The organism is Amycolatopsis echigonensis, from assembly GCF_002846615.1.
GTDB lineage: Bacteria > Actinomycetota > Actinomycetes > Mycobacteriales > Pseudonocardiaceae > Amycolatopsis > Amycolatopsis echigonensis.
In genome coordinates this window covers 255,618-280,282 of sequence record NZ_PJMY01000001.1, presented here as the reverse complement: position 1 = coordinate 280,282, position 24,665 = coordinate 255,618, and the positions used below count along the sequence as shown (strand labels likewise).

Below are 24,665 nucleotides of genomic sequence, written 5' to 3'. Positions count from 1 at the left end.
ACCGGCGCGGGACGTGGAGAAACACGGCAGGTGCTCTCGATGGCCGAGGAAGATCCGTGGGCTCGGGACCGGGCCGAGTTCGTCCGTCAGGCCGAGCACCGCGGCCGCTACGCCGGCGGCGTCTTTCCGAGCCCGCTGGTGGCGCAGTTCACCGAGCTGACGCGGGGGTTGCTGGCGTGCACCAGCGTCGGCGAGGTGCTGGAACAGGTGGTCGACGCGACCTACCGGCTGGTGGAAGGCGCCGATCTGGTGTCGGTGACGCTGCGTTCCCCGAGCGGGGAGTTTTTCACCCCGGTCGAGACCGATCCGGTGGCCAGCGAGCTGGACCAGGTGCAGTACCGGGCGGGGGAGGGGCCGTGCGTGGACGCGTCGCGGCTGGACGGCCCGGGGCACGTGCAGAGCGACGACCTGGCGGGAGAAAGCGCCTGGCCGGACTTTGCCAAGGCAGCGTCCAACCACGGGTTCGTCGCGGTGCTGGCGACCACCCTGCTGCCTGACGCGCGTCCGCCGCGGCTGGCCGGTGCGCTCAACATCTACAGCAGGCGGCGCGGTCTGCTCGGGCCGGAGGCGGTGAACATCGCGCTTCTGCTGGCCACGCACGCGTCGCTGGCGCTGGCCGGGACGGAGGCGGTCGAGCGCGCGGAGTTGCGGGAGGAGCAGCTGCGCCGTGCCCTCGACAGCCGCGACGTCATCGGGCAAGCGAAAGGCATTCTGATGCACCGGCGCGGCATCGGCGCCGACGAGGCTTTCGACCTGCTGCGGGAAACCTCCCAGCAGCTCAACGTCAAACTCGCCGAACTCGCCGCCATGCTGGCCAGCCGGCACACCGAAATCGACCCGACGGACCGCTGACGGCAACGTCCTGGCGTGCTCGCGCCGGTTAGCGTGCGGATCGCCGGACGGGTTGCCCTGGCCACAACCACCGCTATTGCCGGGGAATCGCTGTCCGCGAGCCGAGCATGATCGGTTGCGCGTTACCGGAGATCCGTCGTCTGGTGGTCAACCTGGTCCAGCGTTGCAGCGTCCTGCATTCAGTCGAGCGCACGGTAGTCAGCCGACGGCTGGGTCAACTCCGGGTGTGCCACCCAATAAAGCTCCCCATGGATCTTCAGCATCGCCCAGTGCCATGACTCGTCATGGAAGATCAGTCCGCGATACGGCTTACCCCTGGCCTCGTACGGGTATCGTTCCAGTGCCGCCGCTTCGGCCTGAGCCGCTGGCAGGCCGCCGTGCCGCTGCATCACCCACGCGAAGCGCCGTCGTTCGCCCGCCAGATACTCGACGTACTCCTCTTCGCTCCAGGTCACGACTCCACACTATGGCCAGGCGTTCGGACCCCGCTACCGCTTAAGTGCCATTGCAGGATTAGCTCTCGACGGCCCCGAGCGCGGCCTGGTGCTCGTCCGCGCCCGGCCGCAGAATCTGGGCGTGGTCCAGCAGTCCGTCCACAGTGGACGAGAGGTCGAGGCGGCCTTCGAGGTCGGTCAGCTGGCCAGGGGTGGTGCGGGTCGCGACGAACGGTGGCGTGAGCAGGGAGCAGCAGTCTTCGTCGGGCAGCGCGGAGACGTCGGCGGTGCCGATCCGCCGCGCCTCGGCGATGATCTCGGTTTTGTCCCAGCCCAGCAGCGGACGCAGCACCGGCAGGGTCGCCGCGTCGTCGATCGTGGCCAGATTCGGCAGCGTCTGGCTGGCCACCTGCCCGAGGCTGTCGCCGGTGACCAGCGCGTCAGCGTGCAGCCGGCGGGCGAGGGCCTCGGCACAGCGGATCATCAGCCGCCGCTGCGCGACGATCTGCAGTTCGCCCGCCCCCGCGCTCGCCAGCGCGCGCTGAGCCTTGCCGAGCGGCACGAGGTGCAGGCGGGCATCGCCGTGGAACCGGCGCAGGCCGCGGACGTGGGCGTAAGCCTTGTACGCCGACGACGGCCCGGTGAACGGTGCGCCGGTGAAGTGGACGAACTCGCAGTGCACCCCGCGCCGCAGCGTGCGGTAGGCCGCGACCGGCGAATCGAACCCGCCGGACAGCAGGACCACGGCCCGGCCGCCGGTGCCGACCGGCAGCCCGCCCTGCCCGGGCAGCCGCTGGGTGGACACGAAGATCTCGAACTCGTCCACCTCGACCGTCACCGTCACGTCCGGGTGCTCCAGGTCGACCGGAAGGCCGAGCTCGGCCACCACCCGGGCGCCGACCTGCTTCGCCAGCTCTTCGGAGGTCATCGGGAACCGCTTGTCCCGGCGGCGCACCCGTACTCGGAAGGTGCGCTCGGACTCGGCCCGGAGCAGGTCTACGGCCGCGGCGGCGGCCTCGTCGGCGGTCTTGCCCGCTCGCACGGCGGGCTGGACGACGCTCACCCCGGGGACATCGCGAGCACGCCGCACCACTTCGTCGAGCTCGGCGCGCGCGGAGAGCACCAGCAGGCCCGCCCGGCGGCGCAGCCGCACCCCGGCGACGTCGGCCAGCGCCCGCCGCACGTTCTCCGCGAGCCGGTCCTCGAAATGGCGCCGGTTGCGGCCCTTGAGGGCCAGCTCGCCGTATTTCAGGAGTACACAACCGGATTCCCTCACGAAAGTACCAATACCACCGGACGCTCCGTTCGAACATCCGGTGAGGAATCGCACCCGAGCGGGGAGGCGATGACCGCACCGGCCGAGCCGGGAACGGAGCGCCGCGGTTGAAGGAAGCCGTTGGCGGCAAGGCATCCCGGATGGTTTGGGGCCTGGCCGGTCAGGCGTCTACCGGCCTGACGGCCTTGCTCCCGCCGACTGGCCGGTTTCCTCGGGCAGGCCATTCGGCGCGGTATCCGTAACCAGAGGCCGCACCCCGGTCGGCGTTTTCTCGCGCTGCAGCGGCGAATTCTCCCGATTCCCGGGTCGGTCCGGTGGCGCGGCTCAGCCGGTGCCGGACACGGATCCGGCGGTGTCCTCGGCGAACGACGTGAAGGAGAATTCGACTCCGTGCCTGGTGGCCGACGGTGTGATGATTCCGGCGACGCCCGGCTGGTCCAGCCGCGCGAGGAGACGGGCGAGCGCTTCGGGCGCCTCGGTCGGCTCGTCCGCGGTCTGGGCAAGGGTCCGGTGCAGGATGCCGATGTCCCAGGTGTTCCCGCCGGCCCCGCTGCCCGCGGCGACGGCGACGGTCGCGTCCAGCAGCCAGCGCGGCGCCTTGCCGGGCAAGGAGGGCGTGGCGTGCGAGGTCAGCCCGACGACCTGGTCGGCGCGCAGGAGGCCGTCGCTGAGGGTCTGTATCCAGACTTTGTCGAGCCCCATGGGTTCCGGGTCCTCCGTTCGTGGCGGGGGCGGGGGTTCAGACGTGGTGGCGGCGCGCGGCGGTCATGGTCGCGACCACGCAGCCGACGACGGTCATGGCGAAGAGGACTACAGCGATCATCACAGACTCCCGGCGTGCGGAGTTCGGGCGCGGTGCCGAGGCGGTCGTGCCGCCTGGCTCTCGGTTAGCACTCGATGGCTTAGAGTGCTAATTCTGATTTAGCACTCCCGTGCCGCGATTGCAACCGACCCTGCTGGCGAGGCCATGCACGGTGCCGACCCGGCCTCGCCGTGCCCGCGCGGGTTCGCTTCACCACGCACTGGACCAGGGCAAGTGCCTCCATGGCGGGGTGTCCGCCACACCGTTCCCCAGGATGTCGTCTTTTCAGTGACATCGAAGCTTGTCATCGTTTCGACGACATGCTAGATCTGTGGTGTGCGTCGACACCACAGCTGACACGACAGGGAGGAAACGTCATGTTGATGCGCACCGATCCGTTCCGGGAGTTCGACCGGATGGCCCAGCAGGCCTTCAACAGCGTCGCGGGGACCTGGTCGCGGCCCGCGGCGATGCCGCTGGACGCGTACCGCGTCGGCGACGAATTCGTCATCGCGTTCGACCTGCCGGGCATCGACCCGGACGCGATCGAGCTGAACATCGAGCGCAACGTGCTGACCGTCAAGGCCGAGCGTCGTCCCGCGATGACCGATCAGTCGGTGGAGATGCAGGTGTCCGAACGGCCCTTGGGCGTGTTCTCCCGGCAGCTGTTCCTCGGGGATTCCTTGGACACCAACCAGATTAACGCCTCCTACGAGGCGGGCGTGCTGACGCTGCGGATCCCGGTCGCCGAGCAGGCCAAGCCCCGCAAGATCGAGATCAGCGGCGGGCGGTCCGCCCGCAAGGAGATCGACGCCTGATCCGGTGGCGTCGGGGCGGTCGCCATGGTGTCGGCCGCGCGGACAGCCCCGGTCTTTCGCCGTGCCGCGCCGAGTTCGATGCGGTCGTGGCGGCGAAGAGCGGGCGGCCCGCGCTGCCGCGTCCAACCCTCCGAACCGGTCCGTCGGATCGGTCCGCCGACGCGGCGCAGCGTGCGGCCCGTCTGGCGGCGGAAGGACGCGGTGAGCCGTACAGGCAGCTTGAGTGGTCCCGGCAAGCAGTCGGGATCGCCCAGTTGTCGGCGGAGAGAGCACGCCGACCCCGCGCCGTTCCACTCGCTGTGAGGTCCGCTCAGCCGTCGCGTGGGCCGCTCCCGTCGCCACGGACAACCCTGCCCGGAGGACATCAGTGACCGCAATCCTGGCTCCCGAACAGCCGAACCGCACTGGCCGCCCGTCGCACCCGGCCGTTTTCCCCGGACGAACGGAAGACCCCGGCCGGGAACACGCCGTGGTCCTGATGCCGTTGATCGAACCCGCCGACGGGCCGGGGAACGGCGAGGTTCCGCCGGAGCTGGCCGAGAGAGGCTTGCGTCGCTACACCGCCCGGATCGCCGCCGCGGTGGGCGCGGGAGCGGAAGCCGCCTGGTGCGAGTGGGCCGACGCCCCCAGCGCCTACATCGCGCTGGACCAGCAGCTGCCCGGCCACCCCGGCCGGGACGCGGCGCTGATCTGGGCCGCCGAGAGCGGCTGGTCGGTCGCGGTGGAAACCGGCTGCGGCGAGGACCTGCTGATCACCGCCGAGCTGGGCGGCGATGTGCTGCCCGCGCCGGAAGCCGTCGCCACCTGGTTCCGCGCCGTGCTCGCCGGGAAGTCCGCCGACACGCACCGGCGTCCTGCCTCCGCGGAGAGCACCGACATCGTCCACCGGCTCGCGAACTGGGCCAGGGACGAGCCGATTCTCGACGGCCGCAACGGCTGACGGGCAAACCCTGGGCGTCCCCAAGCTCCCGGTGGTCGCTTAGTCCTGTGTCGCCCTGCCGTTCGACGCTCTGGTCCTTGTCGCGGCGAGGCGATAGTCGTTGCTGCGCGCGGAATTCGACGCGATCACCGCCGCCAGCGATTCTTGATGTGCCGCAGCACGATCGCTGGCGCGGTCCGGGAATGCGCGGAGGTTGTCGTTCGGCGGGGAATCGGGACTGTCTGTCCGGAGGTGGTTGCCGGAGGTCTTCGGGCCGGTATTCGCGGCACTGTGCGGGAAAAGTGCTCGAGTGGCGGCGCCGGGCGGCGGTGCGATTCTGGATGTGCCGCCGCTCGATCGCCGGTGTCTCGCCGCCGGGCGGGTTACCGCACAGGCAACGAAACCCGACGGCTGGCGGTGCGCCGATCGGGACTGTCTGTCCGGAGGCGGCTGCCGGAGGTCTTCGGGCCGATATTCGCGGCACTGTGCGGGAAAAGTGCTCGAGTGGCGGCGCCGGGCGGCGGTGCGATTCTGGATGTGCCGCCGCTCGATCGCCGGTGTCTCGCCGCCGGGCGGGTTACCGCGCAGGCAACGAAACCCGGCGACTCGCGGTGCGCCCATCGGGGCCCGGGAACTCGCGAAGGTTGTCGCTCGGCGAGGATTCAGGACTGCTAGCCCGGAAGTGGCTGCCGGAGGTCTTCGGGCCGATATTCGCGACACTGTGCGGAAAAGTGCTCAAGTGCGCCGCCAGGGTTGTCCGGTCTAGCTGGGCGGGTACTGGGCTGAGCTGTCCGTCGCGGTGTCCGTCGAGGACGTCGGCGACGAATTGCGCGACGGCGCCGGGCGGGGGTGCGATGTGGCCGCGGAGGCGGCAGATCGCGGGCGGCTGGTCGTCGCCGCGCGGTTCGATGGCGATGGACCAGCCGAGCCGTTCGTCCCAGACGAGCATCAGGTCGTGCTCCGGATGCCCGGCGGTGCGAGAGACGAGACCGAGGTAGGCGGTGGCGGTGTCGGTGACCTCGTGCGTCACCGCGTCGAGGGGAATACCGACGCGCTCGGCCACCTGGCTGACGTAGCCCGCCAGCGCGGAATCCAAGGTCGGCGTCGCGGCACTGGGGGCTGGTTTGAGGTCCAAAATGGACAAAAGAAGGCTTTCGTCGTGCGGATCGCGAGCCATGCGGGCCACTGTGCGGGCCGCGCGGACGCGGCTCTCCTCGTGGTCGCGCAGGTGGCGAGCACGGCTGGAGGCGTGCTGCGCCGCCGGTCCTTCAGCTGGCCGGTCGAGGGTTGAGGTCACGGTCTGCGCCTCGAAACCCGGAACGTCGAATGCGGCGGCGAGGCGGGCGGGCGAGTGGGCCCGGCGGGGCGTCCGCGACGACGCGGACGCCCGGCCGAGGTGGCGGTGGTCAGAGGACCGACACCGCCGTGGCCTGCGGGCCGCGGTTGCCCTGGCCGATGTCGAACTGCACCCGGGCGTTCTCGTCGAGGCTGCGGAAACCGCCGCCGGAGATTTCCGAGTAGTGGACGAAGACGTCGCTGCCGCCGTCGTCGGGGGCGATGAAGCCGAATCCCTTTTCGGAATTGAACCACTTCACGGTGCCTTGGGTCATAGAGACATTCCTTGTCGCGTCGAACATGCGGCACCACCTCGTCCGAGGGGGCCGGGCTGCGAGCGGAAATCCGGGAATCCTGAGAGGCACCAAGACGACGCTCGCCAAAAACCTCTGCGGCGTCGAGAACAACGAGCACAAAAATCTTCAACCGTGATCAGTGGAGCACGCGGGCAGGCGTGTCGTCAAGCGAGGGCCCCTGGTGGTGGTTGCCCGCCGAAGCGCGTAACGTCGAGGCTGGCAGGCTTGCGCCCCGCTTCCGACCCTGGGTCACAAGGAGCCTTCACGACGCCGTCCGACCTGCCGCCAAGCCTCTGACCGACGACAGTGCGCCGGCCTTCGCCCGGCGCCGCCGTTCCGTGCTCATTTTCCGCGCTGGCCGTGTTCGCCTGCCCGGTCCCTTCCCGAGGAGTTTTTTTGTTGCGCACAACCGTACGTTCCCGCAGCGCCCGGGCACCGGTCTCGCCGGTGCAGTTCAGCCACCCGGTCTCGCACTCCGCCGGACGCACGCTGTCCGACGCTGATCAGCGCCGCACCCGCGGCGTTCGGTTCTCCTCCGCCGCCGCGCCGGCGAGGCGGCACTGGTGAACGACAGCGCGCCGGGTTCCTACCGCCATCTGCTCGCCGAAGTCCGCGAGGCCGGGCTGTTGCGCCGCCGCCGCGGCTACTACGCGGTCGTGATCACCGCGAACCTGATGGTGTTCGCCGGAGCGTGGGTCGCGTTCGCGTTCCTGGGCGACACGTGGTGGCAGCTGCTGATCGCGGCCGTGCTGGCCGTGGTGTTCGCCCAGCTGGCGTTCGTGGGTCACGACGCCGGGCACAAGCAGATTTTCCGGACCCGCCGCCCGAACGACGCGGTCGGCGTCGTGCACGGCGGTCTGGTGGGCATGAGCTACCAGTGGTGGATCGACGGGCACAACCGCCACCACGCCAACCCCAACCACGAGGACCACGACCCCGACCTCGACATCCCCGCGCTCGCCTTCACCAGCGGGCAAGCCCGCCTGAAACAGGGCTTCCTCCGCTGGATGGCCAAGAACCAGGCATTCCTCTTCTTCCCCTTGCTCACCCTCGAGGGGCTGAACCTGCACGTGTCCGGCATCCGTGCGGTGTGGCGCGGCGAGACGAAGATGCGCCGCGTGGAGGGCGCCCTGCTCACCGCGCACATCGCGGCGTACCTGACGGTGGTGTTCCTCGTCCTCTCGCCGGGCCTCGCGGTCGCGTTCGTCGTGGTGCACCAGGCGTTGTGGGGCGTCTACATGGGCTGTTCCTTCGCGCCGAACCACAAGGGAATGCCCACGATGACCGGGCGTCCCGTCGATTTCCTGCAGCGGCAAGTGCTCACCTCGCGCAACATCCGCGGCGGGAGGATGGTCGACTTCGTGCTCGGCGGCCTGAACTACCAGATCGAGCACCACCTTTTCCCCAGCATGCCCCGTCCGCATCTGCGCCGTGCCCAGCCGATCGTGGAACGCTTCTGCCTTCGCCACGACATCCCTTACGCCCAGACCGGTTTGCTGCGCTCCTACCGCCACGTCCTCGAGCACTTGCATCAGCTCGGCGCGCCGCTGCGAGCGGCGGACCGCGTCCCCAGCGCCTGACCGGGGCACCGCTCACCACCGTCCTTCCCGTACTGCGGTCGACCGTGCCTGCACGGAAGATGAGGATTGACGTCTCCCGGCGTGGATACCCCTGGCGCGTATGAGGAGGTGACCGGAGTGGGTGCGATCGGACATGCGCTGGCGCTGGCCGGCTCGATGACCTGGGACATCCTGTGGGCACTCGTACTGGGGTTCCTGCTGTCCGCGGTGGTGCAGGCGGTCGTGCGCAAGGCCACGATCGTGCGGCTGATGGGCGACGATCGCCCGCGCACCCTGGCGGTGGCCTCCCTGCTCGGCGCGGCGTCCTCGTCGTGCTCGTACGCGGCGGTCGCGCTCGCCCGCTCGCTGTTTCGCAAGGGCGCGGACTTCACGGCGGCCATGGCGTTCGAGATCGGCTCGACCAACCTGGTCGTCGAGCTGGGCGTCATCATGGCGCTGCTGATGGGCTGGCAGTTCACCGCCGCGGAGTTCGTCGGCGGCCCGATCATGATCGTGCTGCTGGCGGTCCTGTTCCGGCTCTTCGTGCGGAAACGGCTTGTCGACAAAGCGCGGGAGCAGGCAGAGCGCGGGCTGGCCGGGTCCATGGAGGGCCACGCCGCGATGGACATGTCCGTGCGGGGCGGCGGTTCCTTCGCCAAGCGGCTGTTCTCCCGGGACGGCTTCACCTCGGTCGCGCACGTGTTCGTCATGGAATGGGCCGCGATCCTGCGCGACCTGGTCATCGGCCTGCTGATCGCCGGCGCGGTCGCCGCGTGGGTGCCGGAATCGTTCTGGCGCACGTTCTTCTTCACCGACCACCCGGTGGTCTCCGCGCTGTGGGGACCGCTCGTCGGCCCGGTCGTGGCGATGCTGTCGTTCGTCTGCTCCATCGGCAACGTCCCGCTGGCCGCGGTGCTGTGGAACGGCGGCATCAGCTTCGGCGGCGTCGTCGCGTTCATCTTCGCCGACCTGCTGATCCTGCCGATCCTGAACATCTACCGGAAGTACTACGGCACCCGGATGACCCTCGTGCTGCTCGGTGCTTTCTACGCGGCCATGGTCGGCGCGGGCTACCTGGTCGAGCTGATCTTCGGGACCGCCGGTCTCATCCCGGCCCAGCGGTCCGCGACCGTGATGCGGGAAGGCATCTCGTGGAACTACACGACCTGGCTCAACATCGCCTTCCTCGTCCTCGCGGCCGCGCTGCTCGTCCGGTTCTTCCGCACCGGCGGCCGGGACATGCTGCGCATGATGGGCGGATCCCCGGACGGGGCCGCCGAACACGACCACAGCGGGCACGATTCCCACCCCGGCCACGACCAGTCGTAGCGGCGCCATTCCCGGCCTTGGGCTTCGCCGGAGATGTCCATTGTGGAATTTCACTGTCGTAGCCGACGGTAAAGATCCACAATGGACACATCCCTCGGCCCCTACATTTCGTGCTCCCACGACCCGCGCGTGTCGACGTTCGCGTCGTCCGCCAGGGTTTCCAGTTCCGCGACCTCCTCGTCGGCGAGCTTGAGGTCGCGAGCGCGGACCAATCCGTCGACGTGCTCCGGCTTCGTGACTCCGATGATCGGCGTGGTGCCCTTGGCGATGGCCCAGGCCGTGGCGACCTCGGCGGCGGAAGTGCCTCGGGTCTCGCCGATGTCCCGCATCCGGTCCGTCAGCGTCCGCAGCCGGGGCAGGACGCCGTTGTACACGGCCGCTCGGCTGCTGCCCTCCGGCAACGGGTTGGCCGGGCTGTACTTGCCGGTCAGGGCTCCTTGCTCGAGGACCATGTAGGAGAAGAACGGCACGCCGTGCTCGCGGCAATGGTCGAGGATGCCCGCGCGCTCGGAGCCGCGGTACAGGAGGCTGTAGTGGTTCTGCACCGCCTCCACGCGGAAGCCGGCCTCGCCGAGGATCCGGTCGGCGAGAGCGATCTCCCGCAGATTGTGGTTCGAGACGCCGACCTGCTTGATCCGGCCGCTCCGCAGCAGCGGAATCAGGAGCGGTGTCCAACGGGCGACGTCGGCCGGGTTGTGGATCCAGTACAGATCCACGTAATCCGTGCCCAGCCGGGCGAGGCTCTGCTCCAGCATGTCGGCGACCGGATTGTCGCCGTCGCCCGCGATCTGCGGAGTGAACTTCGTGGACAGCTGGTACTCGCTGCGGTCATAGCCCATCAGCGCCTGGGCGAGAACTGTCTCCGAGCGGCCCATGCCGTACACCGCGGCGCTGTCCCACAAGGTGAATCCGCTCGACTGCGCCTTCTCGACGACCTCTCGCAGGCCGGATTCGCTCAGTCGACTGCCGAAGTAGCCGTCGCCCGCTTCGCCGCTGTCTCCCCAGGCCCAGGTGCCCAGCGCCGCCGCTGGCACAGTCAGCGTCTTGCTCGTCATGTCTTGCCTCCGGTGTCCGAACGTTCGATTCCCAGAAGACCGCGATCTCCGGCCCCGGGGAAGGTCGCGTTCACCGGGGGTACAACGTCAACCCCCTTCGCGGCGTGACCAGCGGCTATCGTGAACGGCATGGACCAGCAGCCGGCCAATCGCGGCGAAATCCGGGACTTCCTCGTCAGCCGGCGCGCCAGGATCACCCCGGCGCAGGCCGGGCTGCCGACCAGCTCGCGTCGCCGGGTCGCCGGGCTGCGGCGGGAGGAGGTCGCCGTCCTCGCCGGGGTCAGCACGGACTGGTACACGCGGCTGGAGAAAGGACACATCGGCGGCGTGTCCGAAGACGTCCTCGCCGCGGTCGCTCGCGCCCTGCGCCTGGACGACGACGAACGCACCTACCTGTTCGACCTGGCCCGGTCGTCGCGGCCGGCGAGCCGCACGCCGTCGCGTCGCCGGGACGTCGAGATCCCGGCCCGGGTCCAGTGGCTGCTCGACTCCATGACGATGTCCTCGGCGTTCGTGCGCAACGGCCGCGCGGACCTCGTCGCCAGCAACCCCCTGGCCCGAGCCCTGTTCGCGCCGATGTTCGACAGCGCCACCGTCGACCGGCGCGGCCGCCCCAACCTCGCCCGCTACATCTTCCTCGACCTCGGAGCGCGCGACTTCTTCGTCGACTGGGACGCCGCCGGCATGGCCACCGCCGCCCTGCTGCGCGCCGAGGTCGGACGCGAGCCTCGCGACCGGGCACTGCGCGAACTCGTCGGCGAGCTGTCGACCCTCAGCCCCGAGTTCCGCGGCCACTGGGCCACGCACGACGTCCTGATGCGCCACGACGGCATCAAGCGGCTCCAGCACCCGGAGGTCGGGCGACTCGAACTGATCTTCCAGTCCCTCGACCTGCCCCTGTCCGGCCGGGCCGTGCACGACCTGGTCGTCTATACGGCCGAACCCGGGAGTGCGTCCGAGGATCGGCTGAAACTCCTGGCCAGCTGGGCAGCCACGCAGTCCCGCGCGGTGCGGGACGCTTCGGAAGGAGTCGCCAGTGACGGGGCAAGCAGCCCGTCCGCGGACCAGTAACTTCCTGGGGAAGGCGCTGTCTTGGCTGCGGACTTCAGTGTCGGCAGGCCTGCGTACCGTGGCAGAGGGTCATCGCCCGCAGGGTGTCGTGCAGCTGTTGTGCTTTGTCCGCTGGTAACTGAGCGGCAGTGTTGTGCAGTTCCTGGGGATCTGTGCGGCGGTCGTAGTACTCCTTGGCGCCGTCGGCGTATTCGACGTAGGTGTAGTCGGCGCTGCGGATGGCCTCGTAGGTGGTCGGGTTGCCGCTGTTCTTCGTCGGTTTGTCCGGGTCGGTCTTGTCGAAGTCGGGACCGTGGTGTTCGACCAGCCCGACGCTGCGCCACGCCGGGGGTGTGGTGCCGTTCAGCAGCGGCAGCAGGCTTTCGCCGTCCACCTGTGCCGGGGTCGAGGCTCCGGCCAGGGCCTCGAAAGTCGGCCGGAGGTCGATGTTCTCCGCGGGCTGGTTCACTGTCGCGCCGGCTTTGACGCCGGGACCGGTGACCACCAGCGGCACGTGCACATCGGTGTCGAACGCCGTCTGCTTTCCGGGGGTGAGCCGGTACTCGCCCATGTGGTAGCCGTTGTCCGAGGTGAAGACGAGGTCGGTGTTCCCGCGCACGCCGGCCTTGTCCAGCGCTGCTTGCACCGTGCCGATCATCTTGTCGACCGACTGCACGGCTTGCGCTCGCTTGCGGAAGTCCTTGTCGATCTTCTGTTTTTCCTTGTCAGTCAACGGTGTGCGGGACGCGAGCCACGACGGCGGCGAAGACGGCAGCGAGTCGAACGCGGGTCCGCGCGGGGCGGTGAGCCCGGGGAACGCGGTGGCGTCGCGGGGCGCGGGGGTGTAGGGGCTGTGTGGGGCGAAGGTGGCGAGTTCCAGGACGAACGGGTGTGCTCGGCTGCCGAATCGGTGACGAATTGGGCGGCCTTGCTCGCCATGACGTCGACGAGGTAGTCCTCGGGTTTCTTGCCGTAGTGCTTGACCGTGCCGTTTTCGTTGAGGTCGTAGTTGAACTCCGGGTAACCGTTGCCGGCGACGTCCCATTCGTTCCAGCCGGGCGGGACTCCGTCGGACCTGGGGGTGTATCCGTTGAGGTATTTGCCCATCATCGCGGTGCGGTATCCGGCTTGTCGCAACGAAGTCGCGTAGGTCGACTTGTCGTCGCCGCGGCCGTGGAACGTGGCGTAACCGCCGTCCTTGCCGCCATTGGTGAACACGCCGGTGTTGTGCGGAAGCATGCCGGTGAACAGCGACGACCGCGACGGGCAGCAGAGGGAATCGGTGACGGTGTAGTTGGCGAAGGACGTGCCGTTCTTGACCATGTCCTGCACGTGCGGCAGATACGGCAGCAGGTTCATCGACAAATCGTCGGTGAGCACGAGGACGATGTTCGGCTTGCTGCCCGGCGCGCCAGGAGGCCCGGCGGCCTGGGGCGGCGCCGAACCGCCGGCCTCGCAGGCGACGGCCGTCGAGGCCACCGCCATCGCCAGCACCGAGATCAGAAACAAACGAGCGCGTCGCGGCATGCTCGCACGCTAGGACCGTGAGCTCCGAACTCGATTCGAGTTGTGTTCGAGTTCGGTAAAGTTCGCTCGAACGTGCCGCGTGCGTTTCGCGGGGAAGGACCTGGTCCGCGTCGCGCGAATGGACGAGGACCGCACCACCCGACACGAGGTCGCACTGCCGGTTTCCTGCCGGTTCCCGGGCGGTTCGCTGGCTGGTCCGCGACGCCCCGCAGCCGCATCGTGGTCGGTGCGGCATCCCGGCTGCCGCACCGTACCCGTTCGGCGTCGCGGGACCCGGACGGGCTTGTCTCTCGGAAGGGACTCTTGCGATGACCGTCGTTGCGCGCGGAAGCCGTTCACGCCGTTTGGCTCGGGACCACGGGGCCGCGCTGCGGTCGTTGCGGGCGGCGGCTCAGCAGTACGCCGCGCGGGGCTGGCCGGTCCTGCCGGGGCCGGTGTGCGACGGGTTGACGAACTGGCATCCGGTCAGTTTCGAGCTGCTGGGCGGCCGGGAGCCGACGGTGCCCCGGTCCGAGGCCACTGTCGACCTCCGGGTGGTGTCGGGATGGTGGTCTGTGCACCGGCAGGCGATTCTGGCGCCGGTGGGCCAGCACTTCGGCGTCTTGCGCGCACCGACGCACCTTGGCTGGCGGGTGCTCGCCGCGTTCGGCGGCGGTCGGCCGCTCGGCCCGATGGCGCTTTCGCCGCACGGGGCGTTCTTTTTCGTCGAGCCCGGCCTCCGCCGGGAGCACGACCTGGCGTCCGCGGTCGAGGTCGTTCGACCGGGGGACCTCGTGGTGCTTCCGCCGAGCAGGGTCGTCTCCGGGGTGGTGTGGTGGCGCATCTCCCCGGTGGACCGCGACGCGCTGGGCGACGGCGCCGAGATTCTGGGCAAGCTCGCCGAACTTTCCCGCCAAACCGGGTAGTTTCGACCGCGGCGTACACCCTTCCCAGTGGCAACTCCGCGATGAACGGGCGATCCCGTTAGCGGGCAAGGACAATCGTGGGCATGCGCTCCTTACGCCGGGCCGGTGCCGCGCTCGCCGGCGTTCTCCTGTGCTTCGCCCACTGCCCGGCCGCGTCGGCGGCCAGCGCGCCTCAGCTCCTGCTGGGACAAGACTTTCCGGACCCCGACATCGTCAAGACCGGCTCGGGATACTTCGCGTTCTCGACGACCACCGGCTCCGGGAAGATCCCGGTGGCGAGCGCGCCCGCGCCGGAGGGGCCGTGGCGGATCGTCGGCGACGCGCTCGCTTCCGTGCCGAAGTGGGCGAAGCCGGACGGCGGGTTCTGGGCGCCGGACGTCGCCGAGGCGCCGGACGGAACGTTCGTGCTGTACTTCGCCGCCACCCGCGTCCCGAACGGGCCGATGTGCCTCGGCACGGCGACTTCCGCGCAGCCGTCCGGCCCGTACCAGCCGGACGGCGACGAGCCGCTCGTGTGCGTGCCCGCGGACAAGGGCGACATCGATCCGCAGACGTTCCTCGACTCCGACGGCACCCGGTACTTGCTGTACAAGGGGAACGGCGCGGCCTCGGGCCCGCCGGCGGTGATCTGGGCGCAGAAGCTGAGCCCGGACGGCCGGACGCTTTCCGGCCCCCGCACGGAACTGCTGCGCGCCGACCTGGGCTCGGAGAAGAACGTGGTCGAGGCGCCCTCGATGGTGAAAACCCCATCCCGCTATGTGCTTTTCTACTCCGCCGACACCTTCCAGAGTTCCGGTTACCACACCGGTTACGCCACTGCGCCGACCCTCGCGGGCACCTTCGTGAAGGCAGACGCTCCGTTTCTCTCGACCGAGCGGCTGGGCGGGGCCGTCGACGGGCCGGGCGGCGCCGACGTGGTCGACGGGAACGTCTATTTCCACGGCTGGCTGGGCGGCGGACGCCAGGCCCGCGGCCTGTACCGGCTGCCGATCAGGTTCTCCGGCGATGTCCCGCAGCTCGGGTGACGGAAACTACCCGGGCGGCGGGGGTTCCTCCGGGAGGTGCCGGGGCAGGTGCGCGCCCTGCTCTTCGACGCGGCGCATCACCGGTGCGGCCAGGATCCCGTGTATCAGCACCGAAAGCGCCACGGCCAGCGCGCCGACCCGCCACAGCCGACCGGCTCCTGGCAGATCAGCCTGGTGGAGCCCGTAGGCCAGGTAATAGAGGGTTCCGATCCCGCGTACGCCGAAGAACGCGATGGCCAGCGCGGCGCGTCCGCGGGCCGGGGAACGGATGAGCGAACCGATCCCGGCGAGCGGCCGGACGACGAACACCGCGACGGCCGCGAAGAGGATTTCGAGCGGGGTGACGCCGCGCAACAGGCCGTCGCCGAGGACGAAGCCCAGCCCCAGCAGCGTGATGGCGACGAAGAGCCGTTCGAGCTGGCGGCCGAAGGTGTGCAGGACCTCGTGGTAGCCGTGCGAGCGTTCGCTGGTCCGCACGCACACCGCGGCGGTGAACACCGCGAGGAAACCGTTGCCGTGCAGCAGTTCCGCCACTGCGAACGGCAGAAAGGCGAGTGCCAGCAGGACCAGCCCGTCGGAATACTCGGCCAGCCGGAAGCGCGACGACGGGATGCGGAAGAACGCCCACGCGAGCAGCCGGCCGACGGCGAGCCCGACCACCACGCCGATCGGCAGCGGCAGCAGCACGTCGGTGCCGACCGACACGTGCGGGCCGGCCAGCAGCAGCGCGACGAAGACGAACGGCATGGCGAGACCGTCGTTGAGACCCGCTTCCGTGGTGAGGGTGAAGCGGATCTCGTTGTCCCGGGCCAGATCCGGGTCCGCGCCGGGCGCCGGGACCCCGACGTCGCCGGCCAGCACGGGGTCGGTGGGGGCGAGCGCGGAACCCAGCAGCAGCGCGGCGGCGGGGGCGAGTCCGAGCCACCACCAGCCGAGCAGCGCGACGGCCGCGATCGACAGCGGCATCGCGACGAACAGCAGCCGCCACGGCGACATCCATTTGCGCAACCCGAACGGCCGGTCCACGGACAGGCCGGCGCCCGCGAGCGCGAGCACGATGCCGAGCTGGGTGAAGGACTCCACGACGTTCGCGTGCTGGGCGGGGGAGGCCCAGTCGCCGAGGCAGGGCAGCGGCAGCAGGCCGAGCAGCAGCCCGGCGAGCAACATCACGAGCGGGGTCGAGAAGGGGCGGTCGGCGACCAGTTTCGGCAGTACGGCGGCGGCGAGCGCGAGGAGTCCGGCGACGCCGAACACGACCGGGAGAGACGGCACCTCAGGCGGCCGCCGACGTGTCGAAGCGGAGCCCCTCGTCGCCCGCGTCCACGCGCACGACGGTGCCCGGCGCGACGTCTCCGGCCAGCAGCCGGCTCGACAGCGGGTTGTCCACGTGCCGCTGGATCGCGCGCCGCAGCGGCCGCGCGCCGAACTGCGGTTCGTAGCCCAGCTCGCTGATCCGCCGCACCGCCTCCGGCGTGAACTCGACGGTGAGGCCCTGCGCGTGGGCACGCCGTTTCGTGCGCTCCAGCAGCAGTTCCGTGATCCGGTCGAGCTGGTCTTCCTCCAGGCGGCGGAAGACGACGATCTCGTCGATCCGGTTGAGGAACTCCGGGCGGAACGATTCGCGCAGCCGCCGCAGGAGGCGTTCGCGCAGCTGGTCGCCGTCCCCGTCGGCGGGCTGGACGAAGCCGAGCGCGCCGTGCGTCGAGCTGCCGACCAGGTCGGAGCCCAGGTTGCTGGTCATGATGAGGACGGTGTTGGCGAAGTTGACCGTCCGGCCGCGGCCGTCGGTGAGGCGGCCGTCGTCGAGGACCTGCAGCAGCACGTTGAACAGGTCCGGATGCGCCTTCTCGATCTCGTCGAGCAGCACGACGGAGTACGGGCGGCGCCGCACGGCCTCGGTGAGCTGGCCGGCGTCCTCGTAGCCGACGTATCCGGGCGGCGAACCGATCAGCCTGCTGACGGTGTGCCGCTCGGAGTACTCGCTCATGTCGATGCGCACCATGCTGTCCTGGTCGCCGAACAGCGCCTCGGCCAGCGCCCGCGCGAGTTCGGTCTTGCCGACGCCGGTGGGGCCGAGGAACAGGAAGCTGCCGAACGGCCGGTCGGGCTCGGCGAGCCCGGCGCGCGACCGGCGCACCGCCTCGGCGACCGCGCGCACGGCGTCGTCCTGGCCGATCACGCGCTCGTGGAGGTGCTCTTCCAGACCCAGCAGGCGCTCCCGTTCGGTCTCGGTGAGCCGCGCGGCGGGCACGCCGGTCAGCCGGGAGACGACCTCGGCGATGTCCGCTTCGGTGACCTCCACCGGGCCGCCGGGCCGTTCGGCGGGTTGTTCGAGACGTTTCCGCAGGTCTGCGGCCTCGTCGCGGAGCGAGGACGCGCGTTCGAAGTCCTCCTCGGCGACGGCCTGTTCCTTCTCGCGCTGCAGCTGGTCGAGCCGGCTCTGCAGCTCGCGCTGGCCGTCCGGCTTGGTCCGCGCGCGCAGCCGGACGCGGGCTCCGGCCTGGTCGATCAGGTCGATCGCCTTGTCCGGCAGGAAGCGCTCGGTCAGGTACCGGTCGGACAGGTCGACGGCCGCCCGCAGCGCGTCGTCGGTGTAGTGGACCTGGTGGTGGGCCTCGTAGCGGTCGCGGAGGCCGTGCAGGATCGACACGGCGTCCTCGACGGTCGGCTCGGGCACCAGGGTCGGCTGGAACCGGCGTTCCAGCGCGGGATCGCGTTCGATGCCGGTCCGGTATTCGTCGAGCGTGGTCGCCCCGACGATGTGCAGCTCGCCGCGTGCGAGCGCGGGCTTGAGCATGTTCCCGGCGCCCTGGCCGCCGCTGCCTTCGGTCGCTCCGGCGCCGACGATGGTGTGCAGCTCGTCGACGAAGATGATCAGCTGGTCGCGGTGCTCGCGGATCTCCTTCAGCAGCGCGGACATCCGCTCCTCGAAATCGCCGCGGTAGCGCGTGCCGGCGACCATCGCCGTGAGGTCGAGCTGCACGACGTGGCGGCCGCTGAGGATGTCGGGCACGTCGTCGTCGGCGAGCCGCTGTGCCAGGCCCTCCACGATCGCGGTCTTGCCGACGCCCGCCTCGCCGATCAGCACGGGGTTGTTCTTGGTACGGCGCGAAAGCACCTCGACGGTCTGCTCGATCTCGTCGTCGCGGCCGATCACCGGGTCGATCCGGCCCTCGCGGGCGCGGGCGGTGAGGTCCTCGCCGTACTGGGCGAGCGTCGGGGTCTCCTGCAGCGGCGACGGCGGTGCGCCGGCCGGACTGTCCGCGGCGGAACCCTGCCGGAGCCGGTCGGCGGCGACGCCCTCTTCCCGCAGGATGCGGCCCGCTTCGGACTCCTCGTTGGCGGCGAGCGCGGCCAGCAGGTGCTCGGGGCCGATGAACGGAGAGCCGAGGCCGCGGGCGAGCTGGTGGGCGTCGATCAGCGTCCGTTTCGCACCCGGGGCCAGCGCGGTCGCCGTGGTTTCGCCGGACGCGGCGTGGTCGCGTTCGATGCGCCCGGCGACCTCGGCCGGGTCGACCCCGGCGCGGGTCAGCGCCTGGGCGGTGGCCGGCAGCTGGGTCGCGGCCCACAGCAGGTGCTGCGTGTCGACGTGCCGCGCGCCCCACGCGCCCGCGCGGTTCGCCGCCTCCGCGACGAGCCCCCGGGCCTGGTCGGTGAGCAGGCGCGACACGTCGACCGAGTAGCCGCGCCGGCCGGGCGCGGCCTGGCCGAAGAACTGCGCCAGGAACTGGTCGAACGGGCTGTTTCCCTGTCCGGGCGGGAAAAATCCGGTCATCGGAGCGCTCACATCTCAGGACGGCTCGGAATCGGGGTCGGGAATCCGCTTACCCGCTGCCCGCCGCGGTAAACGAACGCCCGGCCCGCGCGCCGCGTCTAGCCGCGGCCCGGGCGGGTAACCGGGCGCCATGCTGAAAATCGATCCCGACGCGGCCCGCACCATCCAGCGCCTCGCGACCGAACAGGGTGTCGCCCCGGAGGGCGGGCTGCGCATCACCGCCCGCCAAGGCTCCGCGGAGCTGTCGACCTCGGTCTCCGCGCTGGCCACGGAAACCGACACCGTGCTGACCGACGACGAGACCGGCGCCCGCGTGTTCCTCGACCAGGCCAGCTCCGACGAGCTCGACGGCCGGGTCCTGGTCGTCGGCGACCGCGGAGTGTTCACCGTGCGCTGAAGCCCGGGAGGCCGGCGGCCCAGAGCAGGCAGTGCACCACCCCGGTGAGCCGCGGTTCCCGCACGGCCAGGCTGAGCTGCACTTCGAGGGCCTCGAAGTCGCCGTTCAGCTCCGCGAGCACCGCCCGCAACGCCGCCCGCACCGCGGGCGGGAGGTCGTCCACGTCGGCGGCGCCCGCGTGCTCGTCGACCGCGACGGCCGTGAACACCGCGTCTTCGGGCTGCGGTCCGAACCGGTCCGTTACCGCCGCGGCGCAGCGGTGCACCAGACCGCGCAGCACTCGCAGCCGCACGGGAAGGGAGTCGAGTTCGCCGAGCAGCCGGACCACCTCGTCGAGGTCGCCGGTGCGGGTCGCGAGGACGAGGTCGTCCGCGATGGGGGTCATGGGTCCCTCCTGCCTGCCGGGAACCGTTCGCTTACCCGGGCGACGCGCCGTCAATCACGTTTCGCCCCTCCCGCGCCCGGGCACCCGGGCGACCGGAGGTGGTGGGATGTCCCCGAAGGACCGGCTGGCCGAATACCGGGCCAAGCGCGACCCGCGCCGGACTCCCGAACCGAGCGGGGGCCGCGGGAACGCCGAACCGGTGTTCGTCGTCCAGCGGCACGACGCGAGCAGCCTGCACTTCGACTTCCGCCTGGAGATCGGCGGCGTGCTCGTCTCGTGGTCGGTGCCGAAGGGCCCGTCGCTGAATCCCTCGGACCGGCGGCTCGCCGTCCGCACCGAGGACCACCCGCTCGACTACGCCCGTTTCGAGGGCGCCATCCCCGCCGACGAGTACGGCGGCGGCACCGTGATCGTGTGGGACACCGGCACGTTCGACGTGCTCACCGACGAGTCCGCGGAACAAGCCCTCGAAGCCGGCCACCTCAAGGTCGGCCTGCACGGCGAGAAGCTGCGAGGCGCCTTTTCCCTGATCCGCCGCGACTCGTCCGGCCAGGAGCAGTGGCTGCTGATCAAAAAGAACGACGAGGGCGCCGACCGCCGGCGCAAACCCGCCAAAACGCAGCCCGAATCCGTGCTCACCGGCCGCACCAACCGGGACCTCGAATGACCGGGCCCGGCTGGCGCGAGCCGACCCTCGCCACGCTCACCGACCGCCGCTTCTCCGACGAGGGCTGGATCTACGAGCGCAAGCTCGACGGAGTGCGCGCCATTTGCGTGCGCGACAGCGGCACCCCCACGCTGTACTCCCGCAACCGCAAGGCGATGGACAACGCGTACCCCGAGATCGTGGAAGCCCTTGCCGCGCAAGGGGGACCGCGCTTCGTCGCGGACGGCGAGATCGTGGCCTTCGACGGCGACCAGACCAGTTTCGCCGCGCTCCAGCGGCGCATCCACCTCACTGATCCGGAGCGCGCCCGCGCGACCGGCGTACGCGTGTACTACTACCTGTTCGACCTCCTGTACTACGACGATCAGGACACCACGCCGCTACCGCTGCGCCAGCGCAAGGCGATCCTGCGCGACGCCTTCGTCTTCGACGACCCGCTCCGCCTGTCGGCACACCGCAACACCGAAGGGGAGAAGTACTTCGAGGAGGCGTGCCGTCGTGGCTGGGAGGGTGTGATCGCGAAACGCGCCGACGCTCCGTACCACCACGGCCGCTCGCCGGACTGGCTGAAGTTCAAATGCCAGCAGGGGCAGGAAATGGTGATCGGCGGGTTCACCGCCCCGCAGGGCAGCCGGCTCGGCTTCGGCGCGCTGCTGCTGGGCTACCACGAAAAGGGGCGGCTGCGGTACGCGGGCAAGGTCGGCACCGGCTTCGACCGCCAGCTTCTGACCTCGCTGCACGCCGAATTGACCCGGCGCGAAACCGACCGCTCGCCGTTCGCCGATCCGGTGCGCGAGCCGGGCGCGCACTGGGTGCGGCCCGAACTGGTCGCCCAGATCGGGTTTTCCGAGTGGACGCGCGACGGCCGGTTGCGCCATCCGCGGTTCACCGGCCTGCGCGAGGACAAGAAGCCGTCCGACGTGATCCGGGAGCGCCCGTGAAAATTTCCCATCCCGACAAGGTTTTCTACCCCGACGACGGCCTCACCAAAGGCGACGTGGTCGAGCACTACCGCACGGTCGCGTCGGCGATGCTGCCGCACCTGCGCGGCCGGCCGCTCACGCTGCGGCGCTATCCGGACGGCATCGAGGCCGAGGGCTGGTTCCAGAAGCACCCGGGCGAGCACTTCCCGTCGTGGCTGCGCACCGAACGCGTGCCGCGGCGAGGCGGCGGCACTGACGAGTACGTCGTGTGCGACGACGAGGATTCCCTGCTGTACCTGGCCGATCAGGGCACGGTGGAGTTCCACGTCTGGCTGTCCACTGTGGACGCGCCGGAGAAGCCGGACCTGCTGGTGCTCGACCTGGACCCGCCGGACGGCACCGACGTCGCCGACCTGCGCACCGCGGCCCGCCGCGTCCGCGACCAGTACGCCGACGCCGGGCTCACCGCGTACCTGCAGGCCACTGGCGGCCGCGGCTTCCACATCGTGGCGCCCCTCGACGCCACAGCCACCACGGACGTCGTCCTGGAACTCTCGCGAGCCTTGGCGGACCGCGTCGCGTCCGCCGATCCGGACCGTCTGACCACCGCTCAGCGCAAGGACAAGCGCGGCGACCGCGTCTTCGTCGACGCGAACCGCAACGGCTACGCCCAGACGTTCGTGGCCCCGTACTCGCTGCGCGCCCGCCCCGGAGCGGCCTCGGCGACCCCGCTGGACTGGTCGGAACTCGGCAAGGCCGAGCCGAACGGCTGGGGTCCGGGCAAGCTGCACCGGCGGCTGGCGCGCAAGGACGACCCGTGGCGGGGGATGGGGAACGACGCCGGGTCGGCGGAGAAGGCGCTGGAGAAGCTCAGCTGAGCCGCGCGGCCGGCGCCGGAGGGGTGCGCACAGACCCCTCCGGCGCCGAACCGTGCCGATCAGACTCCGGAGACCTGCTGAATCCAGTCCCGTCCGGCGGCGACGCTGCCGTAGGTCGTGGAGCTGGAACGGTCGCTGGTCGAGCACACGCCGACCTGGATGCCGTCGTCGACCATCGGACCGCCCGAGTCGCCGCCGGCCACCGCGCCGTTCGGGGTGCTCGCCGTGATCGCCGGGCCGCCCGCGTTGTCAGTGTCCCGGGTGTCCGAGATGGTCACCACGGCCTGCTTCAGCACGCTCGACTGGTGATGGCCCTCGTCGGTGCTCTGCGTCGCGCCCCAGCCGTAGACGGTGGCGCTGTCGCCTTCTTGCGCGTCGGCGGAGCTGCTGGCGAGACGGGCGAACGTGCTGCCGCCGTCGGTGTCCAGCTTGATCAGCGCCAGGTCGCCGCCGGAGTAGACGTAGGTGGAGGCGGCCTTGGCGTGCACGCCGCCGCTGGCGCTGTTGGAACCGACGTACAGGTCGATGTCGGTGAGGCGCTGCCCGTTGTTGTCGTACATGCAGTGCTTCGCGGTGAGGACCCAGCGGCTGCCGATCAGCGTGCTGGTGCAGAAGAAGGTGTAGCCGTTCGCGTGTCCGTTGAACCGCGTGATGTAGCCGGGGTTCTGCGCGGTGCTGCCGCCGATGATCGACGGTTGGGCGCCGGGTGCCATGGTGCTCGCGGACGCCGGGGTCACGGCGAACGCGCCGAGCACCGCGCAGGAACCGGTCAGCACGGCGAGGGCCCGGGAGAGTGCGCGCATGTCGCTCCTTGGGGAAGGCAGTTCCGATGGGGACGTTTTCGAACGTAAGCAGCGCGGTCGCGCGGCGGAATCCGCCGAACCGCCCGTGGCGGTCAAGCGGAGGCGACGCGACTTTCGGCGGGTTGCCAACCGGTGAACGGATGCCGAGAATCCGTTTCGACCGGTCCGTTTGTTCCAGGAGAGGCGAAATGCGGTTGTTCGCCCCGGCTGCGGGCGGGGAGGGGCTGGCCCGTGCGCTGGCCGAGGGCCCGTTCGAACGCGCCCTGACCCTGGCGATCGAGCGCAGCGGTCTCGGCCTGGCGCGGCTGCGCGAACGGCTCGCGGTGTCCGGCGTGCCCGTCAGCACGACGACCCTCAGCTCGTGGCGCATGGGCCGCAGCCGTCCGGAACGGCCGGAATCGTTGCGGGCGCTGGCTTTGCTGGAATCGGTGCTGGACGTGCCGCCGGGTGCGCTGCGTGCGTTGCTGGACCAGCCGCGCACCGGTGCCCCCGCCCCTCGTGCGGCGAGATGGGACCGGTTGTGGGAGAACCGCAGCCTGCTTCCGATGGTGCTGAATTCGTTCGAGGACCCTTCGCCGGAATCGGTCAGCGTGCACGAAACGCTGCACGTGGACGCCGGGGGACGGATGCGCAGTCTCCACGTGCGAGAGGTGCTGCGGGCGCGGTACGAACCGGCGTTCGTGCGCATCGTGGCGCTGCGCGGGTACACGCCCGGGCGGTCGCCGGAGCTGGAGTCGGCGCGATACTGCCGCCCCGGCTGCGTGCGGACGAGGCCGGAGCAAGCGTTCTCGGTGACGGAACTGGTGCTGGACCACCCGCTGGCGCCCGGCGAGACGGCGATCGTGGAGTACCGGTTCGCGTTCCGGGACGAGGAACCGGATTCGCGCTACGACCGGCGGTTCCGGCTGCCGGTCGCCGAACATCTGATGGAAGTGCATTTCGATCCGGCGGCTCTGCCCGCGGAATGCGTTTCGTACCGGCAGGATTCGCCGACCGGGCCGGAGCTGGAGACCGCCGAGGTGCGGATGCGGCCCGGCGAGCCCGCGCACGTGATCCGGACCGGGCAGGGGCCGGGAATTCACGGAATGCGGTGGCGGTGGTGAATCGGTGACCGTCCGCGATCCACTGAGGACACCGGCGGTGTGTCCTTCGTGGACGGAACGGGTATTTCGCCTGCGACACAGCGCTTCGCGCGTGATCGGCTACTGAGCGTTGGACATCTGCGCTGACTGGCGGGCAGCGCTGGGCTGTTCGGCCCAATTTCGATTTTCCTGGCGAGTAGCCAGTTTTGGCCGGGGAGGCCCGGGTAGCCGACACCACATGTTTCATCGGCCAGACGAGAGCGGACGCGAAGAGGGCCGGAGGCGCGATGGCTGAGAACGGCCGGTCGCCCGCCGGGCTCATGCGCGACGCGCGTGCGGTGTTCGAGGAGCTGACCGAAAAGGACATCGAATCCGTGTCGGCGTTCACCAAGGACGGCGACGGATGGAAGCTGCTGGTGGAAGTCCTTGAGCTGGAACGGGTCCCGGACACCACGAGCTTGATGGCCACGTACTGCGTGCGGGTCGACGGACAGGGCGGATTCCTCGGCTACGAGCAGATCCGGCGGTACGCGCGCGGCCAGATCGACGGGTAGGAAAGGAGAGGAGATTTCC

The 24,665-nt window shown here is 70.3% G+C and carries 25 protein-coding genes and 1 pseudogene; 14 read left to right on the top strand and 12 right to left on the bottom strand.

Features of this window, described 5'->3' with window-relative positions:
• Nucleotides 1-39 precede the first annotated feature (39 nt).
• On the top strand, nt 40-852 hold the full coding sequence (locus ATK30_RS01320) for a GAF and ANTAR domain-containing protein (protein WP_101433888.1): 813 nt from the start codon (nt 40-42) through the stop codon (nt 850-852).
• A gap of 179 nt (nt 853-1,031) precedes the next feature.
• On the opposite strand, the gene ATK30_RS01315 is transcribed toward ATK30_RS01320, so the two are convergent.
• The 3 genes from ATK30_RS01315 to ATK30_RS01305 form a co-directional block, all read right to left on the bottom strand.
• A complete protein-coding gene (locus ATK30_RS01315; RefSeq protein WP_101433887.1) occupies nt 1,032-1,307 on the bottom strand; it encodes a hypothetical protein in 276 nt (91 codons plus the stop codon).
• A 58-nt stretch (nt 1,308-1,365) separates the two neighbouring features.
• Nucleotides 1,366-2,562: a tRNA uracil 4-sulfurtransferase ThiI gene (gene thiI, locus ATK30_RS01310; RefSeq protein ID WP_244194459.1), complete on the bottom strand. Its 1,197-nt coding sequence runs from the start codon at nt 2,560-2,562 to the stop codon at nt 1,366-1,368.
• A gap of 324 nt (nt 2,563-2,886) precedes the next feature.
• Nucleotides 2,887-3,264 carry a hypothetical protein gene (locus ATK30_RS01305; protein WP_101433885.1) on the bottom strand — a complete coding sequence of 126 codons (378 nt, stop codon included), beginning with the start codon at nt 3,262-3,264 and terminating at the stop codon, nt 2,887-2,889.
• 477 nt (nt 3,265-3,741) lie between these two features.
• Between ATK30_RS01305 and ATK30_RS01300 the strand changes: the two genes are divergently transcribed.
• Nucleotides 3,742-4,182 (top strand): Hsp20/alpha crystallin family protein, encoded by a 441-nt coding sequence (locus tag ATK30_RS01300; RefSeq protein WP_101433884.1) that lies wholly within the window; start codon nt 3,742-3,744, stop codon nt 4,180-4,182.
• 367 nt (nt 4,183-4,549) lie between these two features.
• Entirely contained in the window at nt 4,550-5,122 is a 573-nt protein-coding gene (locus tag ATK30_RS01295; RefSeq protein WP_101433883.1) for a DUF6292 family protein, read from the top strand.
• Nucleotides 5,123-5,678: 556 nt separating this feature from the next.
• On the opposite strand, the gene ATK30_RS45525 is transcribed toward ATK30_RS01295, so the two are convergent.
• Both ATK30_RS45525 and ATK30_RS01285 read right to left on the bottom strand, forming a co-directional pair.
• The gene (locus ATK30_RS45525; RefSeq protein ID WP_208637225.1) at nt 5,679-6,398 is read right to left on the bottom strand and encodes a DUF6292 family protein; all 720 of its coding nucleotides are present in this window, start codon (nt 6,396-6,398) and stop codon (nt 5,679-5,681) included.
• Between the two features lie 109 nt (nt 6,399-6,507).
• Nucleotides 6,508-6,711: a cold-shock protein gene (locus tag ATK30_RS01285; RefSeq protein ID WP_101433882.1), complete on the bottom strand. Its 204-nt coding sequence runs from the start codon at nt 6,709-6,711 to the stop codon at nt 6,508-6,510.
• A 584-nt stretch (nt 6,712-7,295) separates the two neighbouring features.
• On the opposite strand from ATK30_RS01285, the gene ATK30_RS01280 reads away from it, so the two are divergent.
• Both ATK30_RS01280 and ATK30_RS01275 read left to right on the top strand, forming a co-directional pair.
• Nucleotides 7,296-8,312, top strand: coding sequence for a fatty acid desaturase family protein (locus ATK30_RS01280; protein ID WP_244194458.1), 1,017 nt, complete (start codon nt 7,296-7,298; stop codon nt 8,310-8,312).
• Between the two features lie 117 nt (nt 8,313-8,429).
• On the top strand, nt 8,430-9,620 hold the full coding sequence (locus ATK30_RS01275) for a permease (protein ID WP_101433880.1): 1,191 nt from the start codon (nt 8,430-8,432) through the stop codon (nt 9,618-9,620).
• Between the two features lie 101 nt (nt 9,621-9,721).
• Here ATK30_RS01275 and ATK30_RS01270 read toward each other — a convergent pair whose 3' ends face one another.
• Entirely contained in the window at nt 9,722-10,675 is a 954-nt protein-coding gene (locus ATK30_RS01270; RefSeq protein ID WP_101433879.1) for an aldo/keto reductase, read from the bottom strand.
• Nucleotides 10,676-10,804: 129 nt separating this feature from the next.
• Between ATK30_RS01270 and ATK30_RS01265 the strand changes: the two genes are divergently transcribed.
• Nucleotides 10,805-11,746 carry a helix-turn-helix transcriptional regulator gene (locus ATK30_RS01265; protein ID WP_101433878.1) on the top strand — a complete coding sequence of 314 codons (942 nt, stop codon included), beginning with the start codon at nt 10,805-10,807 and terminating at the stop codon, nt 11,744-11,746.
• A gap of 34 nt (nt 11,747-11,780) precedes the next feature.
• Here ATK30_RS01265 and ATK30_RS01260 read toward each other — a convergent pair whose 3' ends face one another.
• Nucleotides 11,781-12,770, bottom strand: a complete 990-nt coding sequence (locus tag ATK30_RS01260; RefSeq protein WP_279629976.1) for a sulfatase-like hydrolase/transferase — start codon at nt 12,768-12,770, stop codon at nt 11,781-11,783.
• Nucleotides 12,683-13,084 (bottom strand): annotated as a pseudogene (locus tag ATK30_RS46795) (sulfatase-like hydrolase/transferase); the annotation flags it as partial. The gene ATK30_RS01260 and the pseudogene ATK30_RS46795, both read right to left, overlap by 88 nt.
• Nucleotides 13,085-13,560: 476 nt before the next feature.
• On the opposite strand from ATK30_RS46795, the gene ATK30_RS01255 reads away from it, so the two are divergent.
• Together ATK30_RS01255 and ATK30_RS01250 are read left to right on the top strand one after the other, a co-directional pair.
• Nucleotides 13,561-14,157 (top strand): bifunctional DNA primase/polymerase, encoded by a 597-nt coding sequence (locus ATK30_RS01255; RefSeq protein ID WP_101433877.1) that lies wholly within the window; start codon nt 13,561-13,563, stop codon nt 14,155-14,157.
• A gap of 83 nt (nt 14,158-14,240) precedes the next feature.
• Nucleotides 14,241-15,182 carry a glycoside hydrolase family 43 protein gene (locus ATK30_RS01250; RefSeq protein ID WP_101433876.1) on the top strand — a complete coding sequence of 314 codons (942 nt, stop codon included), beginning with the start codon at nt 14,241-14,243 and terminating at the stop codon, nt 15,180-15,182.
• 6 nt (nt 15,183-15,188) lie between these two features.
• Here ATK30_RS01250 and ATK30_RS01245 read toward each other — a convergent pair whose 3' ends face one another.
• Complete coding sequence (locus tag ATK30_RS01245; protein ID WP_101433875.1) at nt 15,189-16,454, bottom strand: cation:proton antiporter; 1,266 nt, start codon at nt 16,452-16,454, stop codon at nt 15,189-15,191.
• A gap of 1 nt (nt 16,455) precedes the next feature.
• Nucleotides 16,456-18,957: an ATP-dependent Clp protease ATP-binding subunit gene (locus ATK30_RS01240; RefSeq protein ID WP_101433968.1), complete on the bottom strand. Its 2,502-nt coding sequence runs from the start codon at nt 18,955-18,957 to the stop codon at nt 16,456-16,458.
• Nucleotides 18,958-19,087: 130 nt separating this feature from the next.
• Here ATK30_RS01240 and ATK30_RS01235 point away from each other — a divergent pair, with 130 nt between their 5' ends.
• A complete protein-coding gene (locus ATK30_RS01235; protein WP_101433874.1) occupies nt 19,088-19,354 on the top strand; it encodes an adhesin in 267 nt (88 codons plus the stop codon).
• Here ATK30_RS01235 and ATK30_RS01230 read toward each other — a convergent pair.
• Nucleotides 19,341-19,739, bottom strand: coding sequence for a hypothetical protein (locus ATK30_RS01230; RefSeq protein WP_101433873.1), 399 nt, complete (start codon nt 19,737-19,739; stop codon nt 19,341-19,343). The two genes, ATK30_RS01235 and ATK30_RS01230, sit on opposite strands and share 14 nt — an antisense overlap.
• 106 nt (nt 19,740-19,845) lie before the next feature.
• Here ATK30_RS01230 and ATK30_RS01225 point away from each other — a divergent pair, with 106 nt between their 5' ends.
• The 3 genes from ATK30_RS01225 to ligD (ATK30_RS01215) are packed head-to-tail and all read left to right on the top strand — an operon-like array spanning nt 19,846 to nt 22,207.
• Nucleotides 19,846-20,406, top strand: coding sequence for a DNA polymerase ligase N-terminal domain-containing protein (locus ATK30_RS01225; RefSeq protein WP_101433872.1), 561 nt, complete (start codon nt 19,846-19,848; stop codon nt 20,404-20,406).
• Nucleotides 20,403-21,347 (top strand): non-homologous end-joining DNA ligase, encoded by a 945-nt coding sequence (gene ligD, locus ATK30_RS01220; RefSeq protein ID WP_101433871.1) that lies wholly within the window; start codon nt 20,403-20,405, stop codon nt 21,345-21,347. Before ATK30_RS01225 ends, ligD (ATK30_RS01220) begins: the two co-directional genes overlap by 4 nt.
• Complete coding sequence (gene ligD, locus ATK30_RS01215) at nt 21,344-22,207, top strand: non-homologous end-joining DNA ligase (RefSeq protein ID WP_101433870.1); 864 nt, start codon at nt 21,344-21,346, stop codon at nt 22,205-22,207. The genes ligD (ATK30_RS01220) and ligD (ATK30_RS01215) overlap by 4 nt, the downstream gene beginning before the upstream one ends.
• A 59-nt stretch (nt 22,208-22,266) precedes the next feature.
• Here ligD (ATK30_RS01215) and ATK30_RS01210 read toward each other — a convergent pair whose 3' ends face one another.
• Nucleotides 22,267-23,010: a S1 family peptidase gene (locus tag ATK30_RS01210; protein WP_101433869.1), complete on the bottom strand. Its 744-nt coding sequence runs from the start codon at nt 23,008-23,010 to the stop codon at nt 22,267-22,269.
• A gap of 188 nt (nt 23,011-23,198) precedes the next feature.
• On the opposite strand from ATK30_RS01210, the gene ATK30_RS01205 reads away from it, so the two are divergent.
• Together ATK30_RS01205 and ATK30_RS01200 are read left to right on the top strand one after the other, a co-directional pair.
• Entirely contained in the window at nt 23,199-24,113 is a 915-nt protein-coding gene (locus tag ATK30_RS01205; RefSeq protein WP_101433868.1) for a hypothetical protein, read from the top strand.
• Nucleotides 24,114-24,379: 266 nt separating this feature from the next.
• Nucleotides 24,380-24,646 (top strand): gas vesicle protein GvpO, encoded by a 267-nt coding sequence (locus ATK30_RS01200; protein WP_101433867.1) that lies wholly within the window; start codon nt 24,380-24,382, stop codon nt 24,644-24,646.
• Nucleotides 24,647-24,665 lie beyond the last annotated feature (19 nt).

Excerpts from the sequence above, each read along its gene's own strand:
- ATK30_RS01320 (WP_101433888.1), top strand. The coding sequence starts at position 40 with ATGGCCGAGGAAGATCCGTGGGCTCGGGACCGGGCCGAGTTCGTCCGT.
- ATK30_RS01305 (WP_101433885.1), bottom strand. The coding sequence starts at position 3,264 with ATGGGGCTCGACAAAGTCTGGATACAGACCCTCAGCGACGGCCTCCTG.
- ATK30_RS01300 (WP_101433884.1), top strand. The coding sequence starts at position 3,742 with ATGTTGATGCGCACCGATCCGTTCCGGGAGTTCGACCGGATGGCCCAG.
- ATK30_RS01285 (WP_101433882.1), bottom strand. The coding sequence starts at position 6,711 with ATGACCCAAGGCACCGTGAAGTGGTTCAATTCCGAAAAGGGATTCGGC.
- ATK30_RS01270 (WP_101433879.1), bottom strand. The coding sequence starts at position 10,675 with ATGACGAGCAAGACGCTGACTGTGCCAGCGGCGGCGCTGGGCACCTGG.
- ATK30_RS01265 (WP_101433878.1), top strand. The coding sequence starts at position 10,805 with ATGGACCAGCAGCCGGCCAATCGCGGCGAAATCCGGGACTTCCTCGTC.
- ATK30_RS01260 (WP_279629976.1), bottom strand. The coding sequence starts at position 12,770 with ATGGGACGTCGCCGGCAACGGTTACCCGGAGTTCAACTACGACCTCAA.
- ATK30_RS01255 (WP_101433877.1), top strand. The coding sequence starts at position 13,561 with ATGACCGTCGTTGCGCGCGGAAGCCGTTCACGCCGTTTGGCTCGGGAC.
- ATK30_RS01250 (WP_101433876.1), top strand. The coding sequence starts at position 14,241 with ATGCGCTCCTTACGCCGGGCCGGTGCCGCGCTCGCCGGCGTTCTCCTG.
- ATK30_RS01240 (WP_101433968.1), bottom strand. The coding sequence starts at position 18,957 with ATGACCGGATTTTTCCCGCCCGGACAGGGAAACAGCCCGTTCGACCAG.
- ATK30_RS01235 (WP_101433874.1), top strand. The coding sequence starts at position 19,088 with ATGCTGAAAATCGATCCCGACGCGGCCCGCACCATCCAGCGCCTCGCG.
- ATK30_RS01230 (WP_101433873.1), bottom strand. The coding sequence starts at position 19,739 with ATGACCCCCATCGCGGACGACCTCGTCCTCGCGACCCGCACCGGCGAC.
- ATK30_RS01225 (WP_101433872.1), top strand. The coding sequence starts at position 19,846 with ATGTCCCCGAAGGACCGGCTGGCCGAATACCGGGCCAAGCGCGACCCG.
- ligD (WP_101433871.1), top strand. The coding sequence starts at position 20,403 with ATGACCGGGCCCGGCTGGCGCGAGCCGACCCTCGCCACGCTCACCGAC.
- ATK30_RS01210 (WP_101433869.1), bottom strand. The coding sequence starts at position 23,010 with ATGCGCGCACTCTCCCGGGCCCTCGCCGTGCTGACCGGTTCCTGCGCG.
- ATK30_RS01205 (WP_101433868.1), top strand. The coding sequence starts at position 23,199 with ATGCGGTTGTTCGCCCCGGCTGCGGGCGGGGAGGGGCTGGCCCGTGCG.
- ATK30_RS01200 (WP_101433867.1), top strand. The coding sequence starts at position 24,380 with ATGGCTGAGAACGGCCGGTCGCCCGCCGGGCTCATGCGCGACGCGCGT.